Origin of the sequence: Caballeronia catudaia, from assembly GCF_001544755.2 — a bacterium.
Taxonomy (GTDB): domain Bacteria; phylum Pseudomonadota; class Gammaproteobacteria; order Burkholderiales; family Burkholderiaceae; genus Caballeronia; species Caballeronia catudaia.
Genome location: NZ_FCOF02000001.1, coordinates 212520 through 234188, shown reverse-complemented (window position 1 = coordinate 234188; position 21669 = coordinate 212520). Strand labels below are relative to the sequence as shown.

20 protein-coding genes and 1 tRNA gene are annotated in these 21669 nt (G+C 63.3%); 6 read left to right on the top strand and 15 right to left on the bottom strand.

Features of this window, described 5'->3' with window-relative positions; all coding sequences use genetic code 11:
* Positions 1-18: 18 nt before the first annotated feature.
* A complete protein-coding gene (gatC, locus tag AWB75_RS01095; RefSeq protein ID WP_061122224.1) occupies positions 19-318 on the bottom strand; it encodes an Asp-tRNA(Asn)/Glu-tRNA(Gln) amidotransferase subunit GatC in 300 nt (99 codons plus the stop codon).
* A gap of 376 nt (positions 319-694) precedes the next feature.
* On the opposite strand from gatC, the gene AWB75_RS01090 reads away from it, so the two are divergent.
* From AWB75_RS01090 to rodA, 5 genes are all read left to right on the top strand, one after another.
* Positions 695-1738 (top strand): rod shape-determining protein, encoded by a 1044-nt coding sequence (locus AWB75_RS01090; RefSeq protein WP_004189550.1) that lies wholly within the window; start codon positions 695-697, stop codon positions 1736-1738.
* Positions 1739-1936: 198 nt separating this feature from the next.
* A complete protein-coding gene (gene mreC, locus AWB75_RS01085) occupies positions 1937-3073 on the top strand; it encodes a rod shape-determining protein MreC (RefSeq protein WP_061122223.1) in 1137 nt (378 codons plus the stop codon).
* On the top strand, positions 3070-3582 hold the full coding sequence (gene mreD / locus AWB75_RS01080) for a rod shape-determining protein MreD (protein WP_061122222.1): 513 nt from the start codon (positions 3070-3072) through the stop codon (positions 3580-3582). Before mreC ends, mreD begins: the two co-directional genes overlap by 4 nt.
* 90 nt (positions 3583-3672) lie before the next feature.
* The gene (mrdA, locus tag AWB75_RS01075) at positions 3673-5946 is read left to right on the top strand and encodes a penicillin-binding protein 2 (RefSeq protein WP_061122221.1); all 2274 of its coding nucleotides are present in this window, start codon (positions 3673-3675) and stop codon (positions 5944-5946) included.
* Between the two features lie 24 nt (positions 5947-5970).
* Positions 5971-7119: a rod shape-determining protein RodA gene (gene rodA, locus AWB75_RS01070; RefSeq protein WP_061122432.1), complete on the top strand. Its 1149-nt coding sequence runs from the start codon at positions 5971-5973 to the stop codon at positions 7117-7119.
* Positions 7120-7178: 59 nt separating this feature from the next.
* On the opposite strand, the gene AWB75_RS01065 is transcribed toward rodA, so the two are convergent.
* The 5 genes from AWB75_RS01065 to queC form a co-directional block, all read right to left on the bottom strand.
* Positions 7179-7859, bottom strand: a complete 681-nt coding sequence (locus tag AWB75_RS01065; RefSeq protein WP_061122220.1) for a tetratricopeptide repeat protein — start codon at positions 7857-7859, stop codon at positions 7179-7181.
* Positions 7856-8638, bottom strand: coding sequence for an HpcH/HpaI aldolase family protein (locus AWB75_RS01060; protein WP_061122219.1), 783 nt, complete (start codon positions 8636-8638; stop codon positions 7856-7858). Before AWB75_RS01060 ends, AWB75_RS01065 begins: the two co-directional genes overlap by 4 nt.
* Before the next feature lie 152 nt (positions 8639-8790).
* A complete protein-coding gene (gene queD / locus AWB75_RS01055; RefSeq protein ID WP_061122218.1) occupies positions 8791-9237 on the bottom strand; it encodes a 6-carboxytetrahydropterin synthase QueD in 447 nt (148 codons plus the stop codon).
* A 6-nt stretch (positions 9238-9243) separates the two neighbouring features.
* Positions 9244-9876 (bottom strand): 7-carboxy-7-deazaguanine synthase, encoded by a 633-nt coding sequence (gene queE, locus AWB75_RS01050; protein WP_061122217.1) that lies wholly within the window; start codon positions 9874-9876, stop codon positions 9244-9246.
* Between the two features lie 23 nt (positions 9877-9899).
* Entirely contained in the window at positions 9900-10634 is a 735-nt protein-coding gene (queC, locus tag AWB75_RS01045) for a 7-cyano-7-deazaguanine synthase QueC (protein WP_061122216.1), read from the bottom strand.
* 943 nt (positions 10635-11577) lie between these two features.
* Here queC and AWB75_RS01040 point away from each other — a divergent pair.
* Positions 11578-12843, top strand: coding sequence for a glycosyl hydrolase (locus AWB75_RS01040; RefSeq protein WP_235011920.1), 1266 nt, complete (start codon positions 11578-11580; stop codon positions 12841-12843).
* Between the two features lie 144 nt (positions 12844-12987).
* Here AWB75_RS01040 and AWB75_RS01035 read toward each other — a convergent pair.
* The 9 genes from AWB75_RS01035 to def form a co-directional block, all read right to left on the bottom strand.
* Positions 12988-13063: transfer RNA gene (locus tag AWB75_RS01035), tRNA-Phe, on the bottom strand.
* Positions 13064-13148: 85 nt separating this feature from the next.
* Positions 13149-13859, bottom strand: a complete 711-nt coding sequence (gene esaR / locus AWB75_RS01030; protein ID WP_061122215.1) for a response regulator transcription factor EsaR — start codon at positions 13857-13859, stop codon at positions 13149-13151.
* A complete protein-coding gene (locus tag AWB75_RS01025; RefSeq protein ID WP_061122214.1) occupies positions 13860-16289 on the bottom strand; it encodes a sensor histidine kinase in 2430 nt (809 codons plus the stop codon).
* Between the two features lie 22 nt (positions 16290-16311).
* Entirely contained in the window at positions 16312-16908 is a 597-nt protein-coding gene (locus AWB75_RS01020; protein WP_061122213.1) for a DUF4390 domain-containing protein, read from the bottom strand.
* Positions 16905-18323, bottom strand: a complete 1419-nt coding sequence (gene rsmB / locus AWB75_RS01015; protein WP_061122212.1) for a 16S rRNA (cytosine(967)-C(5))-methyltransferase RsmB — start codon at positions 18321-18323, stop codon at positions 16905-16907. The genes AWB75_RS01020 and rsmB overlap by 4 nt, the downstream gene beginning before the upstream one ends.
* A 152-nt stretch (positions 18324-18475) precedes the next feature.
* Positions 18476-19330, bottom strand: a complete 855-nt coding sequence (gene htpX / locus AWB75_RS01010; protein WP_061122211.1) for a zinc metalloprotease HtpX — start codon at positions 19328-19330, stop codon at positions 18476-18478.
* A 141-nt stretch (positions 19331-19471) separates the two neighbouring features.
* Complete coding sequence (locus AWB75_RS01005; RefSeq protein WP_061122210.1) at positions 19472-20116, bottom strand: LysE family translocator; 645 nt, start codon at positions 20114-20116, stop codon at positions 19472-19474.
* Positions 20117-20179: 63 nt separating this feature from the next.
* Positions 20180-21151, bottom strand: coding sequence for a methionyl-tRNA formyltransferase (gene fmt, locus AWB75_RS01000; RefSeq protein WP_061122209.1), 972 nt, complete (start codon positions 21149-21151; stop codon positions 20180-20182).
* Between the two features lie 3 nt (positions 21152-21154).
* Positions 21155-21658: a peptide deformylase gene (def, locus tag AWB75_RS00995; protein ID WP_061122208.1), complete on the bottom strand. Its 504-nt coding sequence runs from the start codon at positions 21656-21658 to the stop codon at positions 21155-21157.
* Between the last annotated feature and the right edge of the window lie 11 nt (positions 21659-21669).

The following is a 21669-nucleotide window of genomic DNA, read 5'->3' as shown; positions in this document are numbered from 1 at the left end:
CTGCTGAATATTCGACGGTTACTCGATCACTTTCGGCACGAGATACAGCCCGTCCTGCACGGCAGGCGCCGAGCGCTGGAACTCTTCGCGCTCGACGCGCTCTGAGACAGCGTCGTCCCGCAGACGCAGCGCGACTTCCTCGATCGCGTCGATCGGGTGCGCGAGCGGCTCGATGCCGGTCGTGTCGACGGCCTGCATCTGCTCGACGAGACCGAAAAAATCGTTGAGCCGCGCGAGCGTGGGTTCGGCTTCATGCTCGGGCAATTCGAGCCGCGCGAGGTGCGCGATGCGTTTTACGTCGGTCAGGGTCAAAGACATGGAATCACCGGAGAAAGCGTGGACAGCCCCAGATTCGAAAACTTTCGCTGCGACAGCCAGTTACGATCTTGAAAGGAGCCCTCGGAAACAGGTTTGGCGATGGCAAGAAGTGCCATCCTTTTCCTATAGATGCCCGCAAATTATAAGGTATCATTACACGTTCGACTCACCCCTCGAACGCCCGGCCAGCGGCTTTCTCCGCGAATCATTGAATTGTGAGAAACGTTTGCGTAAGGCGTTCCGTTCTGCGGTAGATTTCTTCCCGGATTTGCATCTCGCGGCGAGCCTTCGCCGCTCCGGCAAACCGTTATTTTTTCCGCTGCCGTCCCCGGCGCTGCTTGCGACGAACGGCCACCCAGCGACACAGGATTTTTGAATGTTCGGTTTTTTGCGCAGCTATTTCTCCAACGACCTGGCGATTGACCTTGGCACCGCCAACACGCTGATCTACATGCGCGGCAAGGGCATCGTTCTGGACGAACCCTCGGTCGTTTCGATTCGCCAGGAAGGCGGCCCCAACGGCAAGAAGACCATTCAGGCGGTAGGCAAGGAAGCCAAGCAGATGCTCGGCAAGGTGCCGGGCAACATCGAGGCCATCCGCCCGATGAAGGACGGCGTGATCGCCGACTTCACCGTCACCGAGCAGATGATCAAGCAGTTCATCAAGACCGCTCACGAATCCCGCATGTTCTCGCCGTCGCCGCGCATCATCATTTGCGTGCCGTGCGGTTCCACGCAGGTCGAGCGCCGCGCGATCAAGGAAGCGGCGCACGGTGCGGGCGCTTCGCAGGTCTATCTGATCGAAGAACCCATGGCCGCCGCAATCGGCGCGGGCCTGCCAGTGTCGGAAGCAACGGGCTCGATGGTCGTCGACATCGGCGGAGGCACCACGGAAGTCGGCGTCATCTCGCTCGGCGGCATCGTGTACAAGGGCTCCGTGCGCGTGGGCGGCGACAAGTTCGACGAGGCCATCGTCAACTACATCCGCCGCAACTACGGCATGCTAATCGGCGAGCAGACCGCTGAAGCCATCAAGAAGGAAATCGGTTCGGCGTTCCCCGGCTCCGAAGTCAAGGAAATGGAAGTCAAGGGCCGCAACCTGTCCGAAGGCATTCCGCGCAGCTTCACCATTTCGAGCAACGAAATTCTCGAAGCGCTGACGGACCCGCTGAACCAGATCGTGTCGTCGGTGAAGATCGCGCTGGAACAGACGCCGCCGGAACTCGGCGCGGACATCGCCGAGCGCGGCATGATGCTGACGGGCGGCGGCGCGCTCCTGCGCGACCTCGACCGCCTGCTCGCGGAAGAAACCGGCCTGCCGGTGCTCGTCGCCGAAGATCCGCTGACCTGCGTGGTGCGTGGCTCGGGCATGGCGCTCGAGCGCATGGACAAGCTCGGCAGCATCTTCTCGTACGAGTGATCTCCTTGCCGAAGACTTTCGCTCTTCGTCCTTTGGGCGTATTGGTCTTCGACGCGACCAGCAAAAACATCCGCGTGACGCGACGCGCGCACGGCCCGGCATCTGTCCGGGCCGTTGTCGGAACAGCGTAGGGCAGGTTTCGCCGCCGGCGAAAGAACCTGCAGCATCGTCCATCCGTTCACGCCCTCGGCGCCGACCATGGAATACAGTCCGCCGCCACTTTTCAAGCAAGGCCCTTCCGCGCTCGCGCGCCTGATTTTCTTCGTGGTGCTCGCCATCGCGCTGCTCATTTCGGACGCCCGCTTCAGCACGCTCGAAATCGTGCGTGGCATGCTCGGCGCGGGCCTCTATCCGCTGCAGCGCGCGGCGCTGGTGCCGCGCGACATCTTCATGGGCGCGGCGGACCTCGCCGTGACGAGCGCGACTTTGCGCAGCGAAAACGCAAAGCTCGCCGACAAAAATCTCGAACTGTCCGTGAAGGCCGGCGATGCGGCGCAACTCGCCATCGAGAACGCGCATCTGCGTGCGCTGCTGAATCTGCAGTCGCGCGCGAGCACCGACGAAACGCCCGCCGAAATCCAGTACGACACGCGTGATCCGTTCACGCAGAAAGTGGTGATCGGCAAGGGTTCGCAGCAGAACATCCAGGACGGCGCGCCGGTCGTCACCGAAGACGGTGTCATCGGCCAGGTCACGCGCGTGTTCCCGCTGCAATCGGAAGTCACGCTGCTCACCGACAAGGATCAGGCCGTGCCCGTGCAGATCGCGCGCACCGGATTGCGCAGCGTGATCTACGGCACGCCGAAGGGCGATACGCTCGATCTGCGCTTCGTGCCGATCAGCGCCGACGTCCAGGCCGGCGACGAACTCGTGACGAGCGGCCTCGACGGTATCTATCCGCCGGGACTGCCGGTCGCGAAAGTCCTGCGTGTCGACAAGCAGGCGGACACGGCGTTCGCACGCGTCGTCTGCGTGCCGATCGCCGCAGTGCGCGGCACGCGTCAGTTGCTCGTGCTGCATTACAACCTGAACGTCCCGCCGAATCCCATCGAAGTCGAAGCGGCCGCGGCCGCCAAGGAAGCGAAGGAAAACAAGGGCAAGAAGAAAGCCGCGCCAAAGGCAGCGGCAGCCACGGCGGGCGCGAGCGGCGCATCGGCGGTAGCGGGTGCTTCCGCGCCGGCGCCGGGGTCGGCGCCCGCAGCCGTGGCGGTGCCCGCACCTGCTGAAAAGTCCGCGCCGAAGACTGCGGCGCCCAAAGCGGCATCGGGCGCGGCGGCGAAAGCATCGAAGAAGGCGCAAGCGCCGAAACCCGCATCCTCGGGAGCCGCGCGATGAATCGTCCGCAATACATCCTGCAGCCGGTCAATCCGTACTTCATCACGTTCAGCCTCGCGGCAGCGTTTCTGCTGAATCTGATGCCCTGGGGACGGCTCATCGGCGTGCCGGATTTCGTCGCGCTCGTGCTGCTGTTCTGGAACGTGCATCAGCCGCGCAAGGTCGGCATGGGCATCGCGTTCATGCTCGGCATCCTGATGGACGTGCATAACGCGAATCTGCTCGGCGAGCATGCGCTGGCTTACACGCTTCTTTCGTACGGCGCGATCACGATCCACCGCCGCGTGCTGTGGATGACGCTGCCCGTGCAGACGTTCGTCGTCGCGCCGCTGCTCGTGGGCGCGCATCTCGTGCCGTTCATCATTCGCCTGATGACGGGCGCCGCGTTCCCCGGCTGGAGCTATCTGACCAACGGATTCGTCGAAGCGCTGCTCTGGCCGGTCGCGAGCTTCCTGTTGCTCATGCCGCAGCGCCGCGCCGCCGATCCGGACGACACGCGCCCAATCTGAGCATGACAGCGCGCGGTCCATCGGCGGAGAAACACGCGCGCGCGAACTACACTTGAATCGCGAAACATCGCGATAAACCGCGAAAGCTGCATGACCGAAATAAAGAACACCGAGCAACAGTTGTCGAAGTTCCGCCTGCGCGTCGCGGCGGCGGGACTGTTCGTGTTCGTCTGCTTCGGGCTGATCGGGCTGCGTTTCCTTTATCTGCAAGTCTGGCATTTCAGCAAATACTCGTTGCAGGCGAACGAGAACCGCATTTCCGTTGCGCCGATCGTGCCGAATCGCGGCATCATCACCGACCGTAACGGCGTCGTGCTCGCGAAGAACTATTCGGCGTACACGCTCGAAATCACGCGTTCGAAGATCAACGGCACGCTCGACGAGACCATCGACGAACTCTCGCAAGTCATTCCGATCGACGCACGCGACCGTCGCCGTTTCAAGAAGCTGCTCGAAGACTCCAAGAATTTCGAAAGCCTGCCGATCCGTACGCGCCTCACCGACGAGGAAGTCGCGAAGTTCACCGCGCAGCGTTTTCGCTTTCCCGGCGTGGAAGTGCGCGCGCGCCTGTTCCGCCAATATCCGCTCGGCACGACGGCCGCGCACGTGATCGGTTACATCGGGCGCATTTCGCAGCGCGATCAGGAACGGATCGACGATGCCAGCGACGCCAACGACGAAAGCTCCGATCACTATGATCCGCGTCTCGACGCCAACAACTACAAGGGCACGGATTACGTCGGCAAGATCGGCGTCGAGCAGAGCTACGAGACCGAACTGCACGGGCTGACCGGTTTTGAGGAAGTGGAAGTGACGGCGGGCGGACGGCCCGTGCGCACGATGTCGCGCACGCAGGCCACGCCCGGCAACAATCTCGTGCTGTCGCTCGATATCGGCTTGCAGCAGGTCGCCGAGCAGGCGTTCGCGGGCAAGCGCGGCGCGCTCGTCGCCATCGAACCGTCCACCGGCGACGTGCTCGCGTTCGTGTCGGCGCCGAGCTTCGATCCGAATTCCTTCGTCGACGGCATCGATCAGCAAAACTGGGACGCGCTCAACAATTCGCCGGATCACCCGCTTCTGAACCGGCCGCTGCATGGCACTTATCCGCCGGGTTCCACGTACAAGCCGTTCATGGCGCTCGCCGCGCTCGCGCTTCACAAGCGCACGCCGGGCTGGGGCTTTCAGGATCCGGGTTCGTATACGTTCGGCGGCCACACGTTCCGCAACGACGTGCGTTCCGGTCAGGGCTGGGTCGACATGAATCGCGCGATCGTCGTGTCGAACGACACGTACTTTTACATGCTCGCGCACGATCTCGGCGTGAACGCGATGGCCGGCTTCATGAAGCCGTGGGGTTTCGGCCAGATTACCGGCATCGATATCGCGGGCGAGGCGCGCGGCATTCTTCCGTCGACGGAATGGAAGCGCAAAGCGTACCGCAAGCCCGAGCAGCAGCGCTGGTACGAGGGCGAAACGATCAGCCTCGGCATCGGCCAGGGCTATAACTCGTTCACGATCCTGCAACTCGCGCACGCGACCGCGACGCTCGCGAACAACGGCCTCGTAATGAAGCCGCACCTCGTGCGCGACATCGAGAATCCGATCACGAAAGACATCCGCGTCACCGTGCGCGATCCGAGCAGCAAGATTCCGGTAGCGCAGAAGGACATCGATTTCATCAAGCGCGCGATGGAAGGCGTCGTGACGAACGGCACCGCGGCCAAGGTTTTCGCCGGCGCGCAGTATGTCGCGGCGGGCAAGACCGGCACGGCGCAGGTCTATTCGCTGCAAGGCTCGAACTATCGGGGCCACGGCGGCACGGCCGAGCATCTGCGCGATCACGCGCTGTTCATCGCGTTCGCCCCTGCCGAGCAGCCGAAGATAGCGCTCGCGCTGATCGTCGAAAACGGCGGCTGGGGCGCGGAATCCGCAGGCCCGATCGCGCGCAAGGTGCTCGACTATTATCTGATCGACCGCATGAAGCCGGGCGCGCAAGCCGCCGCGGTGGCCGCGGCCGCGTCGGCGACGGAAGACTCCGGCCTGCCCGTGATCGGCGGCGCGCAGCCGCCCGCCGCCGTCGCGCTGCCCGCGTCGGTCGCGAATTCGTCGCCGGCGTTTTCGCCTCAGGCCGCGTCGAATCCCGAAGTCGCGAAGGCCGCTTCGGCTCCGGCGATTCCGGCGTCCGCGCCGAAGGGTTCGAAGCCTCGCGCCGCCTCGACGCCCTCGGCTGCGCTTCCCGCCTCCACGCCCGGCCGCGCACCGGCGCCGAAAAAGCGCCCCGCCGAGCCGACGCCCACGATGGTCCGAGGCAACGAAAGCGACGGCGTGCGCGTTCTCGCGCCGTCCGGCGGCATCGACGAGTAAAGGAAAACCGCCATGCAACTGCACATGCAATTCGACAAGCGCGAGCTCATCGACCGCGCCAAGCGCATGTTCGCGGGCTTCGACAAACCGCTCGCGCTCATCGTCTTTCTGCTGCTCGGCGTCGGCATTGTGACGCTGTACAGCGCGAGTCTGGAGATGCCTGGGCGCGTCGAGGACCAGCTGCGCAACATCATGCTCACCTTCGGCCTGATGTGGGCGCTCGCCAATGTCCCGCCGCAAATGCTGATGCGCTTCGCGGTGCCGCTCTATACGGTCGGCGTCGCGTTGCTGATTGCGGTCGCGGCGTTCGGGCTCACGCGCAAGGGCGCAAAACGCTGGCTCAATGTCGGCGTGGTGATTCAGCCCTCCGAGCTGATGAAGATCGCGATGCCGCTGATGCTCGCGTGGTACTACCAGAAGCGCGAAAGCAATATCCGCTGGTGGGACTACATCGTGGGCTTCGTGATTTTGTTGCTGCCCGTCGGCCTGATCGCGAAGCAGCCGGACTTGGGCACGGCGGTGCTCGTGTTCGCCGCGGGCATGTTCGTCATCTATTTCGCCGGATTGAGTTTCAAGCTGATCTTGCCGGTGCTGATCGCGGCTGTTATCGCGGTAGCCGGTATCGCCATCTTTCAGGACAAGATCTGCCAGCCGGACGTCGTCTGGCCGATGATGCACGACTATCAGAAGCATCGCATCTGCACGCTGCTCGACCCGACATCGGACCCGCTCGGCAAAGGCTTCCACACGATTCAGGCGGTGATCGCCATCGGCTCCGGCGGCACGTTCGGCAAAGGCTGGCTGCAAGGCACGCAGGCGCATCTCGAATTTATCCCCGAGAAGCACACGGACTTCATCTTCGCCGTGTTCTCCGAGGAATTCGGGCTCGCGGGCGGGCTCGTGCTGCTGTTTCTCTATATGGCGCTGATCGCGCGCGGACTTTATATCGCGGCAAACGGCGCGAGTCTCTTCGGGCGATTATTGGCCGGTTCGCTCACGCTCGCGTTCTTTACCTACGCGTTCGTGAACATCGGCATGGTGAGCGGAATTCTGCCCGTGGTCGGCGTGCCGCTGCCCTTCATGAGCTATGGCGGCACGGCGTTGACGACGCTCGGCATCGCGGTGGGGCTCATCATGAGCGTCGCGCGACAGAAGCGGTTGATGCAGAGTTAGCGACCCTTTCAAGCAAAAAAGCCGTGGAATCCACGGCTTTTTCGTTCCGAAGCGCGATGTCACTGCGGCTTCTGCTGCTCCAGTTCGGCGCTCAGTTGCAGGTATTTGAGCTTGGCCGCCGGATCGCCCTGCGCGGCTGCCGCCGCGTAATACGCGCGTGCGACATTCAGATTGCGCTCGACGCCATCGCCGCCACGCTCGTAGAACGAACCCGCGACGTATTGCGCCGTCATGTCGCCGCCCTCCGCCGCCTTCTTGTACCAGGCAAACGCCTGCGTGTTGTCGCGCGCGGTGCCGCGTCCGTCGAGAAACTGGTTCGCGAGCGCGAGCTCGGCCTGCACATGGCCCTGATTCGCCGCGCGCAAAAACCAGCGATGCGCCTCCGCCGGGTCTTTCTCCACGAACTGGCCGTCGTCGTACATCTTGCCGTACACGTATTGCGCGTGAGTCATGTTGGCGTCGGCGGCGCGGCGCAGCCATTTCTTGCCTTCGTCGACGTCGGCGGGGCCGCCTTCGCCGTTCAGCAGCATCATCGCGTAATTGAATTCGGCGAGCCGGCTGCCCCGTTGCGCCGCGCGACGAAACTCCGAGCGCGCCGCGACGAGATTGCCCGCGTTGTAATCAGCGACGGCGTTTTGCGTGGCGATGTCGGTCGGCTTCGGGGCGTTGTCAGCGTGGGCCTCGCCAGCGAGCGCGAACGCCATCATCGCAGCGACCACCGACGCAACGGCGGTTTTCATGATCTCGCCTCCTGCAACGCCTGACGCGTCGCCTTCAAGAGCCACATCACATCCGCGCCGATCGCGACGAGCTTGATGCCCGCCCGCGCGTACTGCTTCGCGCTCGCGGCATCGAGCGCGAAGATTCCACTCGCGATGCCCGCGCGATTCGCCGCATCGACGATCTTGTCGATCGCCGCCTGCACGTCGGGATGCTTCGCGTCGCCGAGATGGCCGAGGCTCGCCGCCAGATCCGCGGGCCCGATGAACAGGCAATCGATGCCCGGCGTCGCGGCGATCTCGTCGACCGCTTCGAGCGCCGCCACCGATTCGATCTGCACGATCGTCGCGATTTGCGCGTTCGCGCTCGCCATGTAGTCGCGACGCATTCCGTATGCCGCCGCCCGCACGGCGCCGGCGACGCCGCGCAGACCGTGCAGCGCGGCCTCGGTCGGATATTGCGTGAGCCGGACGATGCGCGCCGCCTCTTGCGCCGATTGCACGTTCGGGAACATCAGCGTGCGCGCGCCCGCGTCGAGCGCGCGCTTCACGAGCCAGGCTTCATTGGTGGGCACGCGCACGATCGGCTCGCTCGGCAGATGCGCGGCCGCGATCGCGCGCAATTGAGCGACGACGTCGGCGCTATCGTTCGGCGAGTGCTCCATGTCGATGCACAGCCAGTCGAAGCCCGCATGCGCGAGCGCTTCGGCGGCATCGGCGCTGCCGAGCGACAGCCACAGGCCGAACAGCGTGCCCGCTTCGGAAAAGCGCTGCTTGAGAGGATTGGTGAACGTGCTCATCGCGCGGTTCCTGGCTGGTGGCCGATGCGATGACGAAGAGACAAGGATGACGGCATGTCCGCGCTCCGAGTGTAGCCGCCCGGAAACGGGTGACCGATCGGACGATCATACCGTGACAAAAGCGCGGACGTTTGCCGCGCTTCGAGGAGAAATCAGCCGCGTTCGACGTCGGCCCAGCAGTTCGGCGTCTCGTACAGACGCACGCGCTTCAGCTTCAGATTGACGCCGTAATGAGCATCATAGACGTCGGCCAGAATGTTGAACGCGACGGCCGCCAGGTTCTCGACGGTCGGGATGCGGTCTAGGACGACGGTCTTGTGATCCGAAAGCGTCTGCAGGAATTCACGCACTTTGACATCGCCTTCATAGACGATGAACGCGTGATCCCATTTGTTGACGAGGTGATCCATCGCGAGCGCTTTGACGTCGGCGAAGTCCATGACCATGCCGCGGTCGGGCGCGCCTTCCACGTCGACGAGATCGCCTTGCAGCGTGATTTCGAGCACGTAGCGATGCCCGTGCAGATTGCGGCACTGGCTGCGGTGATCGGGGATGCGGTGGCCCGCGTCGAATTCGAGTTTTCGGGTAATCGTCTGCACGGCGGTTCAGGGGATGTTCAGGTATTTGTGCGTCTGCATCGACAGGCGCCACTTCGGATGCCGCTTGCACCAGTCGATCGCGAGCTTCGTATTGATGTCGCGCGACGGACCGTCCATCGGCTGGACGAGGAAGTAGTCGAAATCGAGCTTTTCGTACTCGGCGAGGCGCTGGTTGTCCTGCGGCACCACGACCTTCAGCTCGTTGCCTTTCGTCACGACGAGCGGCGCGTCGGCCTTCGGGCTCACGCAAATCCAGTCGATGCTCTCGAGCACCGGCAGCGAACCATTCGTTTCGATGGCCATTTCGAAACCGGCTTCGTGCAGCGCGTCGACGAACGGCTGATCGATCTGCAGCATCGGCTCGCCGCCAGTACAGACGACGAACCGGTGCGCCGCGCCTTCCGGCCACAACGACGCGATCATCGCGACGAGTTCCGCAGGCGTCTTGTACTTGCCGCCGTTCTCGCCGTCGGTGCCGACGAAATCCGTATCGCAGAACTGGCAGACGGCGTCGGCGCGATCTTCCTCGCGACCCGACCACAGGTTGCAGCCCGCGAAACGGCAAAACACGGCCGGACGACCGGCGTTGGCGCCTTCGCCCTGCAATGTGTAGAAAATTTCCTTTACCGCGTACGTCATGACTGCTCTGTGGACCTCAAAAATTAAACTGGCGCGACGTCGACCTGTTCGCCCGCGCGATACGCCTCGTAGCCTCGTTTGCGCAGTTTGCATGCCGGGCACTGGCTGCAGCCGAAGCCCCAATCATGCAGTTCGGCGCGCTCGCCGACATAACAGGTGTGCGTTTCGACGCGGATCAGCTCGACGAGCGCATCGCCGCCGAGCGTTTCGGCGAGCCGCCATGTATCGGCCTTGTCGAGCCACATGAGCGGCGTTTCGAGCGCGTAGCGCGTTTCCATGCCGAGATTGAGCGCGACCTGCAGCGCCTTCATGGTGTCGTCGCGGCAATCGGGATAGCCGGAAAAATCCGTCTCGCACATGCCGCCGACCAGTACCTTCAATCCACGCCTATAGGCCACTGCAGCGGCAATCGTTACGAACAGCAGGTTGCGGCCTGGCACGAACGTGTTGGGCAGGCCGCTCGCCGTAGCCTGGATCTCGATCTCGCGGGTCATCGCGGTATCGCTGATTGCGCTGAGCACGGAAAGATCGATCATGTGATCTTCGCCCAGACGCTCCGCCCAGTGCGGAAATTCGCGTGCAATCGCAGCGCGAAAGCCGTCGCGGCATTCCAGTTCCACGCGATGCCGCTGTCCGTAATCGAAGCCGAGCGTCTCGACCGTTCTGTAACGTTCGAGCGCCCAGGCGAGGCATGTGGCCGAGTCCTGGCCGCCGGAGAACAGCACGAGCGCACTGTCTTTAGCGTCTATCCGAGTCACCGTGAAAGCTCCGTACTCCGTGAATGGGATTGCGTCGCACGCAGCACAGGTACTCGGAGTGAGCGGACTTCGCAACGAGCGGCGGCGCGGACGGCTATGCCCGCGAGTCCAGTATAGGCCGGGGACCTCCGCCCGGACGCGCACGCCTTTTATGCCGCCGATAGCGGACATCGGGTGGAGATGCCGCGCGCCGCGATACATTCCGGCGCTTCGCACATGCGATTCGGAGCGTCGAAAAGAAAAGGACTTGCGGGTCCGCGGACGAGGCAAGTCCTTAATTCGGCGCGAATTTTAACACGTGGCACGGTTGTTCGCCGAGCTGCGCGCGGTGGTTGAGGCTCTCCGCGCGTGCGTTGGGGGTGGCGAATGCGTGCTGGCTTGCGCCACGTTGCAATGTCACCGCGTTCCGACTGCGGTTTCGCCGAAACAACTCTTACATACGACGGCATTTTTGCCGGAGGGAGCAGGTCCTTTCGCATGTGTTTCGCCCCTGCTGATTCCGCGCCTCACGCAACAGCGGGCGTTTGCGCCACATTGCTGAACGCTCTTCAAGATTAGCTGCCGTCGGCGGAAGCGGCAAAATATGCCGGCGGCGCCGCGTCGAAGCATCGTTTCAGCGGTGGCATCGGGAAATTTCGCAATACATTTTTACGATTTCATCCGAACTATAGTAACCTTACGCGCGCTTTCATTGATTGCAGCAAAGATTGCTTTAATCAGGGAAATAAATCGGTAATTTATTTCGGAACGCGTCTATCGTTCCCTCTCGGTCCGCCGCTCGACTTCCGGCTCTGTAACCCTCTTCCGGGCCGATGCGGATCCAACAACACGCTGTGACGTTCAGCCATTCGGAGTCCGAATAACTGAACTGCCGAAACCACCTACTGAGCGAATCGTAACCATTCGCTGACACTCGTATCCATTAGTATCGCTAACTAATAGTATGATGAATCTGTTCCAGTCTCTCGCGCGCGAGTTTCACGCCGTCAAATCGGTCGCTGGCAATGTGTTTATCGTGCGCAAGGCCACGCTGTTCGCCAGCGCGATCGCGGCCAGCGTTCTGCTCGCCGCGTGTGGCGGCGGCGGAGGTGCCGACGCCCCCAACGCCAACGCCAATGCGAGTGCGAGTGCGAGCACGGCGACAACCGCCGTCGCGGCCAGCGACGCGCCCGCGGCCAGCAGCACCGGGACGACCGATGCGGCCGCCAGCGACTCCGCCGCCGCTAGTGGCACTGTCGCTCCCAGCAGCAGCGCGCCCGCATCGACCGATAAGACATCGACCACAGCGAAGATCTTCTACGGCGCAAACGGCCACAACAACGGCGGCGGCGCATACGACATCTCGAGCCCAGCGCTTCAGCTTTCGCAGTTGCAGAATCTGGGCGTCAAGCTCTATCGCAATGAGGTGTACAACCAGGCATCGGTGAACAAGCTTGCGGGCATCGCGAAGACGATGGCCGCCGGCGGCGTAACCGTGTATCCGGTTCTACTGATCGGGAACAACTTGAACAGCGAAACCGACGCCTACAACGCCGGTTACACGCTCGGCCGTCAAACGGCCCATTCGTATCGCTATCCCTACTACGAGGTTTCGAACGAACTCGGCTCCAGTAACGGCGCGCTGGTCGGCAACGTGGACGGCGTCTATCCGCAGCAATACAACAACGCCATCTTTCAGAAGGCGCGCGGCGCGATCCGCGGGTTGATCGCCGGCATCAAGTCGGTGGACACGTCAGGCAAGATCATTCTCGGCGGCGAAACCTGGCTGCACTACGGGTTCGATCAGATGCTCGCGGCAGGCACGCAGCCAGACGGTTCGGGCGGTCATCCGGTCGTGACGTGGGACATCACCGCATGGCACTGGTATTCGGAACAAGGCGACATCACAAACGCTTGCGGCGGCACTGGTTGCCACAACGTGCTCGGCGTCCTGAAGCAATTCGGCAAGCCGATCTGGCTGACGGAGTTCGGCGTGCGCCCGTGGCACGGTAGCGATCAGCAAATTGCTTCGTACATGATCGGCAACAGGATGATGGCGCAGTTCGTATCGGTGGCGTCGCAGTACAACGTGCAGGCCATCCAGGTTTATCAGCTGTACGATGATCCGTCCGGGGGCGAAGGCAGCTACGGCCTCTTGAAAAACGACGGCAAGACGCAAAAAGCAGCGTACACGGCGTTCAGGAATTTCGTGGCGTCGAACCCGAAGTAAAGATCGGATCGCTGAAACAGGAACGGGCCGTTCGTCCGCGCGATCGGCCCGTTTGTCTTTGGTGCAGTTTGTCCGCATTCGAACGATGAGCGCGGAAAAAGAAAAAGCCCGAGAGCGATAGACACTCTCGGGCTTCTTGCATTCTGGTGGCCTGGGGCGGAATCGAACCACCGACACGCGGATTTTCAATCCGCTGCTCTACCAACTGAGCTACCGGGCCAACGAAGAGGTGAAACTATAGCAGAGACTATCGCGGCCCTCAAGCCCCTTCGCGCATCTTTCGGAAGAATGTTTGAAGACGGCGCTCAGACCTCGTTCTTGTTCTTTCCAAGATCGACGCCCAACTGCTTGAGCTTGCGATACAAATGCGTGCGCTCGAGCCCCGTCTTTTCCGCGACGCGCGTCATGCTGCCGTTCTCGCGCGCGAGGTGATACTCGAAGTACGCCCGCTCGAACGCGTCGCGCGCATCGCGCAACGGGATATCGAACGAGATGGATGCCGTCTGCCCCGCCTGATTCTGCGACGCGCCCGCCATCGCATCGCCCGATGCGTTCAACGATGACGCCGTCGGCAGCGCCGCCGCCACGGGCACGCCCGATGCGCTCGCGCTTGCCGGCGGCTTCGCTACAGCCGCCACGGGCGCAGCGGCAGTACCGTGCGCGAGCCCCTGCTCGACGGCCTTCAGCAGCTTCTGCAGCGCGATCGGCTTTTCAAGAAAGTTGAGCGCGCCGATCTTGGTCGCTTCGACAGCGGTGTCGATGGTCGCGTGGCCGGACATCATGATCACCGGCATCGTGAGCTTGCCCTGCGCTGCCCACTCTTTGAGCAAGGTCACGCCGTCGGTGTCGGGCATCCAGATATCGAGCAATACGAGATCGGGCGTTTGCTCCAGACGGTACTCGCGCGCGACCTGCGCGTTTTCCGCCACCTCCACAACGTGGCCTTCGTCGCTCAGGATCTCGGAGAGCAGTTCCCGGATCCCCATTTCATCGTCTACCACCAGGATGGTTGCCATTTAAGCTGCCCTTGTCTGCACTGTTGCTTTTGTCGTTCCCTGATTCGCTGCGGCACCGGCCCCCGGCGGCGTCGCGCCGGGCGCTGCGGTGTCGTCCGCGAGTTGCAGAAACAGAATCGATATCTGCGCACCCTCGATCACATCCGCGGTCTTCGAGCGGTTGCGTATGTCGATGCGCGCACCATGCTCGTCGACGATCTTCTTCACGGTTGCAAGTCCCAGGCCCGTACCCTTTGCTTTCGTCGTCACGTAAGGCTCGAAAGCGCGGGAAAGAATACGCGCCGGAAAGCCCGTGCCGTTGTCCGAGACCGTGAGGCGAACCGCGACGCGCGCATGACCCGATGCATCGGGCTCGCCATATTCTACTGTCCTCGTTTCGAGCAGAACGCGCGGCTCCGCGACGTCCGCCACAGCGTCCTGCGCGTTCTGCAGCAAGTTGTGGATGACCTGACGGATCTGCGTCGCGTCGCCGCGAATCACCGGCAGCTTCGCGAGATCAATCTTGATCGGCGTCTTGCCGTCTTCGATGCCGTACAGCGTCAGCACTTCCGCGACGAGATCGTTCAGTTGCAGATTGCCGAGCACCGCGGGCGGCGTGCGCGCGTACTCGCGGAAGTCGTCGACCATCTGCTTCATCGCCTGCACCTGATTCACGATGGTCGTCGACGCACGCTTGAGCACTTCGGCATCGGGCGGCGCGAGCTTGTCGGCGAGCTTCATCTGCAGGCGCTCCGCCGAGAGCTGAATGGGCGTGAGCGGATTCTTGATCTCGTGCGCGAGACGTCGCGCGACTTCGCCCCAGGCGACCGAACGCTGCGCGGAGATGACGTCGGAGATGTCGTCGAACACGACGACGTAGCCGGTCGTTTCCGCATCGTCGGAATCGCTCTCGGTCACGCTCAGCAATTGCGTGCCGCGCACCAGCAGCGTGAGCGGATCATTCTCGCCCGGCACCGTCACCGCGACCTGCTGTTGCCAGTGCCCGCGGTCGCCGACCGGATGATCGGAGCCGCTCGACGCGGCATCGCGCTCGGCGAACGCCTTTTTCACCATCGTGCCGAATTCCGCAAGGACGTCGATCCGGTCGAGCGGCTGATTGATCAGCGTGCCGAACGGCTGGCGGAAGATGCGCTCCGCGCCGCGATTCGCGGTGGCGAGCCGGAACTGCCGGTCGAACACGAACACGCCCGCCGTGAGGTTCGCAAGAATACTTTCCAGATACGCCTTCGAATGCTCCAGCGCGATGCGATTGTTCTCGACGGCCGCACGCGCCTCGGAGAGCTGGCGCGTCATCGCATTGAAGGACTGCGTGAGAAAGCCGAGTTCGTCGCGCGAATTGATCTCGCGTTTGGGCGTGTAGTCGCCCTCGGCCACTTCCTTCGTGCCCTGCGCGAGCAGGAACAACGGGCGCGCGAGCTGATTGCCGAGCGCGAGCGCCATCATCATCGCGATGAAGGTCGCGAGAAAAAGCGCGAGCGTCAGCGTGCCGATATACATCTTGCGCAAGCCCGTGCGCCCGAGCCGCTTCTCCTGATACTCGCGATACGCGCGCTGCACGGCATCGGCGTTGCGCGCGAGTTCCTGACTCACCGGCTGCTCGATCTGCAGAAAGCGGTCGACGTGCTGAAACTCGGTGGTCGTCGTCGGATCGGGGATCTTGGTGACCACGCGTAATCGCAGCGCGCCCTTCGGTCCGTTCGATTTCGGATCGCCGTCGATCTCGCCTTCGATCGCTCCATATGGATGATCCTGCGCCTGCTTGAGCATCGTGCTGGTCGGCTCGTTGGCCGGCAGGAGCGCGTAGTAATTGCCCGATGCCTGCGCGACCGTGCGCAGTCCCGCGACACGCTGCAGACCGTTGTTCGACGTCAGATCCTCGCGGTTGTACTGATCGCGCGGCCGTTCGAACACCACCGCGTCCTGCACGCCGTATTGATCGCGCAAACGCAACAGCGAGAGCGTGAGGCTCGACGGATCGGCGCTCGCGAGCTGATCGCTCATTTGCCGGCCGCGGTTCTTGAAATCGGCGAGCGAGGTTTCGAGCATGCCGCGGCCGAGCGTCAGACCCGACGTGAGTGCGGTTTCGACGTTCACGTCGAACCACGATTCGATACTGCGCGACACGAACTGATACGAAACCACATAGATGATCGCGCCCGGCACCACGCCGACGAGCGCGAAGATGAACGCGAGCTTCGCCAGCAGTCGCGTGCCGAAGCGCCCTTGCCGCACTCGCGACACGATGATGATGAACAAACTGATGACGATCAGCATGAACACGATCGCCACCGCAACGTTCGCCGCGTAGAGCCAGCCGTAATAGCGGTCGAAGAACTCGGTGTTCGCGCTCGCGAGCGCGAGCATCACGAGCAGCAGAACCGCCGTGAGCGCAACCGTCGAGACCAGCAGCCGGACGACGAAACTTTTCATGTCCGTGCGGCCGCGTCGAAATCTATTTCGCACGTTCTGCCGCCGTAAAAGTAAAACGCTTCCAGTCAGAAGAGAGGTTCCAGTCGCGGTTGTTCACCGCGTCGATCTGGAACGGCTTGGGCATCAATGCGATGTCGAGTTGCATGCGCACCGATGCGGTATAGGTTTCGCCGCCACGCACCTGGTTCCGGTCGATGACGTGCCACGAAGTCACGTGCCTGATGACCGCGAGCGCTTCATTGAGCGAGGCGAAACGCAACTGCAAGCCGCCCGTCGACACGCGATATTCGTTCGTGAGCGGCTGATAGGAAAGACGGATGCTCTGCGACACGTTCACCGGCTCTTCGTCGAACCAGTACCAGCGGGGCCGCGACAGCGCGAAGTCGATCGTGAAATAGAGCGGCACGCTGCGGTTCACGGCTTCTTCGAGGCTGCTGTTGAGATCGAAGTCGAAGTGCGCGTCGAGACTCCAGCCGGCATTGTCGGCCTGCAGCGACGCGCGCTGCACGGCGATCGTCTCGGCAAACGCCGGTTCGACTGCGGCGACGGTCAGCCAGAGCGTCAGCGCAGTCCAGATGACGGCCGCGAGCCGAAGCGGAAAAAAGCGTTTGATCGTCACCGTTTCTGAAAGCGCGCGTAGAAGAATCCGTCGTGGTCCGCGAAGGTTTCCGCGCCACGGCTCGGAGACGCGAAATTTGTACCGTCCGGTGAACCCCGCACCGCGTCCGCGCTCGCGCGCGCCGCTGTCGGCAACAACTGGCCCGGCGCGTCCAATCGTACCGCATCTTCATGCGCGGTTCCAAACCAGCGGGCCTGCTCTTCGCCCTCCTCGGGAAAGATGGAACATGTCACGTAAAGCAGCTCGCCGCCCTTCGCGACGAGCGGCCACAGCGCGTTCAGAATGCGGCGCTGCTCGGCGACGAGCGCAGCGATGTCCGACGCGCGCCGCAACCAGCGGATGTCCGGATGGCGCCGCACGATGCCCGACGCCGAGCACGGCACGTCCGCGAGAATGCGATCGAACGGCACGCCGTCGAACCATTGCGCAGGATCGCCCGCGTCGCCCACTTCGATGCGCGCATCGAGCTTCAGGCGCGTCAGATTCTGTGCGATGCGGCCGGAGCGCTCCGCGTCGCTTTCGAGCGCGATCAGATCGACGTTCGCGAGTTCGAGCACGTGCCCCGTCTTTCCACCCGGCGCCGCGCACGCGTCGAGCACACGCATGCCGTCCTTCGCGTCGAGCAACTGCGCGGCGAGTTGCGCGCCCGCGTCCTGCACTGACACGACGCCTTCGTCGAAACCGGGAATACGATCGACGGGCATCGGCGTTTTCAGGCGCACCGCGTGCAGGCCCACCACTTCGGCTTCGATGTGCGCATCGCGCAGACGCGCCAGATAGTCATCGACCTTCGCATGCCGCGCATTCACGCGCAGCGTGAGCGGCCCCTGCACGTTGCCCGCTTCGAGGATGCGCTCCCAGGCACCGGGCTGGCCGCGTCTGACCGAGTCGATCCACCATTGCGGATAATTCCAGCGCACGACTTCGTTCTTGCGCGCGTCGTCCATCAGCGTTGCGCGCTCGCGCAGGAAACCGCGCAGCACGGCGTTCACGAGCCCCTTCGCGAAGGCAAAGTCGCGGCGCGCGGCAATCGCAGTCACGGCCTGATCGACGACGGTGAACGGCGCGTAGGCCGCGTGCGCTTCGTCGTCCGTCAGCAGCGTGAATGCGCAGACGAGCACGTTGCCCACGTGCGGCGGCGGCGCTTTCTTGACGAGCTTGTGCATCAGCGCATCGGCGAGCGCGAGGCGGCGCATCGCGCGATACGCGATATCCTGCACCGCGCCGCGCGCCGTCGCGTGCTTGCCAGACCCGACGACCGTCTGCAACGCCGCCGGCAGCGCCGAACCCGCGCGCACCGCGCCAACGGCTTGCGCCGCGCAGTCGAGCGCGAACGCGAGCGAATCGGGCGCGAGATGCAGCGCGCTCAGGCGGGAATGCGCGGCGGCGGGCCGCCGGGAAGGCTTGTCGGTCATGGAAAACGGGAACGGTCAACGGCGACGCGCAGTTCGCGCGAACGGGGAATTGTAACTTGCGGGAATCCGCGCACCGGCGTGCGGAGTGCGATGCAAAAGAGGCCGTTGCGGTGGAAACCGGAACGGCCTTCGTTACGACACCTTGCAAGCTGTTAGAAGCGGCCCGTGCGCGCCATCTCCATCAGACGCGCGACGCGCTCTTCCGTTGCCGGGTGCGTCGAGAAAAGATTCGCGATGCCGCCGCCCGAAAGCGGATTCATGATCATCATCTGCGCGGTCGCCGGATGCTGCTCGGCCGTCGGGAACGGCACGCCCGACGCGTACGCGTGAATCTTTTCGAGCGCGCTCGCGAGCGCTTGCGGATCGCCCGAAATCTCCGCGCCGCCGCGATCGGCTTCGAATTCGCGCGCGCGGGAAATCGCCATCTGGATTATCGCGCCCGCGATCGGCGCGAGGATCGCCAGGAGAATGCTCGCGATCGGATTCATCGGGCGGCCTTCGTCGTCGCGCCCGCCGAAGAACATCGCGAAGTTCGCGAGCGCCGAAACCGCACCGGCCATCGTCGCCGAGACCGTCGAGATCAGGATGTCGCGGTGCTTCACGTGCGCCAGCTCGTGCGCCATCACGCCGCGCATTTCACGCTCGGACAGCACGCGCAGAATGCCCGTGGTCGCCGCGACCGCCGCGTGCTCCGGATTGCGGCCCGTCGCGAACGCGTTCGGCGCGTCTTCGTTGATCAGATAGACGCGCGGCATCGGCAATTGAGCGCGCGTGGCGAGCTCGCGCACCATGCGATAGAACTGCGGCGCGGTGGTTTCGTCGACTTCCTGCGCGTTGTACATGCGCAGGACCATCTTGTCGGAAAACCAGTACGAAAAGAAATTCATGCCGAGCGCGATGAGCAGCGCGAGCATCATGCCGCTCTTGCCGCCGATCATTCCGCCGATCACGACAAAGAGGGCCGTGATCGCAGCCATCAGCATCGCGGTTTTGACCCAGTTGAACATGTCCGGAACTCCTCTCCCTGAATGCAGTGCGCGAAGTGCGCGGTTGCCCCGGCCGATATGACCGGGACCACGATTGTAAGCAAAATGTTAGATATGGGCGTCCGTCAATAATTCAATCCACGCCGGTGCAATTTGAGCGATTCACCGATGCGTCGTCGCGAGCTTGATGCCGAGTCCCACGAACGCCGTGCCAACGCCACGGTCCAGCCACTTCTTGACGCCGGATTTGCCCGCGAAGCGCTCGGTAACGCTGCCTGCGATCCACGCGACGAAGCTGTTCCAGATCGTGCTCATCGCGATGAACACGATGCCGAGCGCGAGGAACGCGAGCGTCTTGTGCTGGCTGTCGGCTGCGACGAATTGCGGAAAGAACGACACGAAGAACAGCACGACCTTCGGGTTCAGCACGTTCGTGACGAAACCTTGCGCGAAAAGCTGGCCCAGCGATTTCGGCATCGCCTTTTCGCTTTGTTTTTCTTGGGCAGGTTGTGTGTCGTCGCGCTTCGTGAAGATCAGCCGCACGCCGAGATAAATCAGATAAACCGCGCCCGCCATTTTGATGACTGTAAACGCCGTCGACGATGCCGCGAGGATCGCCGTCAGGCCGAACGCGCACGCGAGCGTATGAACGATGCAACCTGCGGAAATGCCCAGCGACGACACGATGCCCGCGCCGCGCCCCTGCGCGACGCTGCGCCCGACGATATAGGCGGTATCGGGACCGGGCGTGACATTCAGAAGAAAAACGGCGATGAGGAAGAACGTGAAACCGGTAATGCCGAGCATCGGAAACTCCAGACGGGCGCTATTTCGAGATGCCTCATTTTAGCGCCGCGCCCCGCCCCGGACTTATTCGCCGAGCGTGAAATGCTGCCCTTTTGCGATCGCCGCGCCGGCGAGGAATTCGCGCACGGGCAGGCGCTTGCCGCCGGGTTTCTGCAACTGCGTGAGCTTCAGCGCGCCTTCACCACAGATGACGACGATTCCGTCCGACGAAACGTCCGCGATCGTTCCAGGCTCACCGGAGCCATCGACGGGCTGCGCGGCCCAGATCTTGATCGCTGCGTTGTCGAGCGTGCCGAACGCGCCCGGAAACGGATCGAACGCGCGGACCTGACGCGCAAGCTCCTGTGCCGGACGGCGCCAGTCGAGCGCGGCCTCGTGCTTCGCGATCTTTTCGGCGTAAGTCGTGCCTTCGTCCGGCTGCGGCGTGGAAGGCAGCGCGCCGTCGCGTTCAAGATCGCGCAGCGCCGCGACGATCAGCTCCGCGCCCATGTGCGCGAGCCGGTCGTGCAGCGTGCCAGTGGTGTCGTCGGCGAGGATCGGCGTGCGCGCCTCGCGGATCATCGCGCCGGTGTCGAGGCCGGCGTCCATCTGCATGAGCGTGATGCCGGTTTCGACGTCGCCCGCTTCGATCGCGCGATGGATTGGCGCCGCGCCACGCCAGCGCGGCAGCAGCGACGCGTGAATATTGATCGCGCCGCGCGGCGGAATATCGAGCACTTCCTGCGGCAGGATCAGTCCATAAGCAGCGACGACCATGACGTCATGCGGCGTGTCGCGCAACAGGTCGATGGCCTCGGCCGCTTCCTGTGGATATTTGCCCGCGCGACGCAGCGAAGTGGGCTGCGCGACTTTCAGGCCGTGCTCGATCGCGAAGCGCTTGACCGGGCTCGCGGTGAGTTTCATGCCGCGGCCGGCGGGCCGGTCGGGCTGCGTCAAAACGAGCGGCACGGAAAAGCCCGCCGCGTGAATGGCCGCGAGCGCGGCGGCAGCGAATTCCGGCGTACCGGCGAAGACCACTCGCAGCGATTGAGTCATCGGTTACAGCGCCTTTTCCAGCTTCTTCATCTTGCCGCGAATGCGGGTCTGCTTGAGCGCCGAGAGGTATTCGACGAACACGTGCCCCGCCAGGTGATCCATCTCGTGCTGGATGCAGACGGCGAGCAGGCCATCGCAATCGAGCTCGAAGGTCTCGCCCTTCTGGTTCAGCGCTTTCACGCGTACCTTATCGGGACGCTCGACGAAGTCATAAATGCCCGGCACCGACAGGCAGCCTTCTTCCCATTCCTTCTTCTGATCGCTCGACCAGACGATTTCCGGATTGATGAAGACCATCAGCTGATCGTGCGCATCCGAGACGTCGATCACGATCACGCGCTCGTGCACGTCCACCTGCGTCGCGGCGAGGCCGACGCCGGGCGCGGCGTACATCGTCTCGGCCATGTCGGCGACGAGCTTGCGGATGCGGTCATCGACCATGGCGACGGGCTTCGCCACCTTGTTCAGCCGCTTGTCCGGGTAGTTGAGTATCTTGAGCAGAGCCATGATTCGGATTG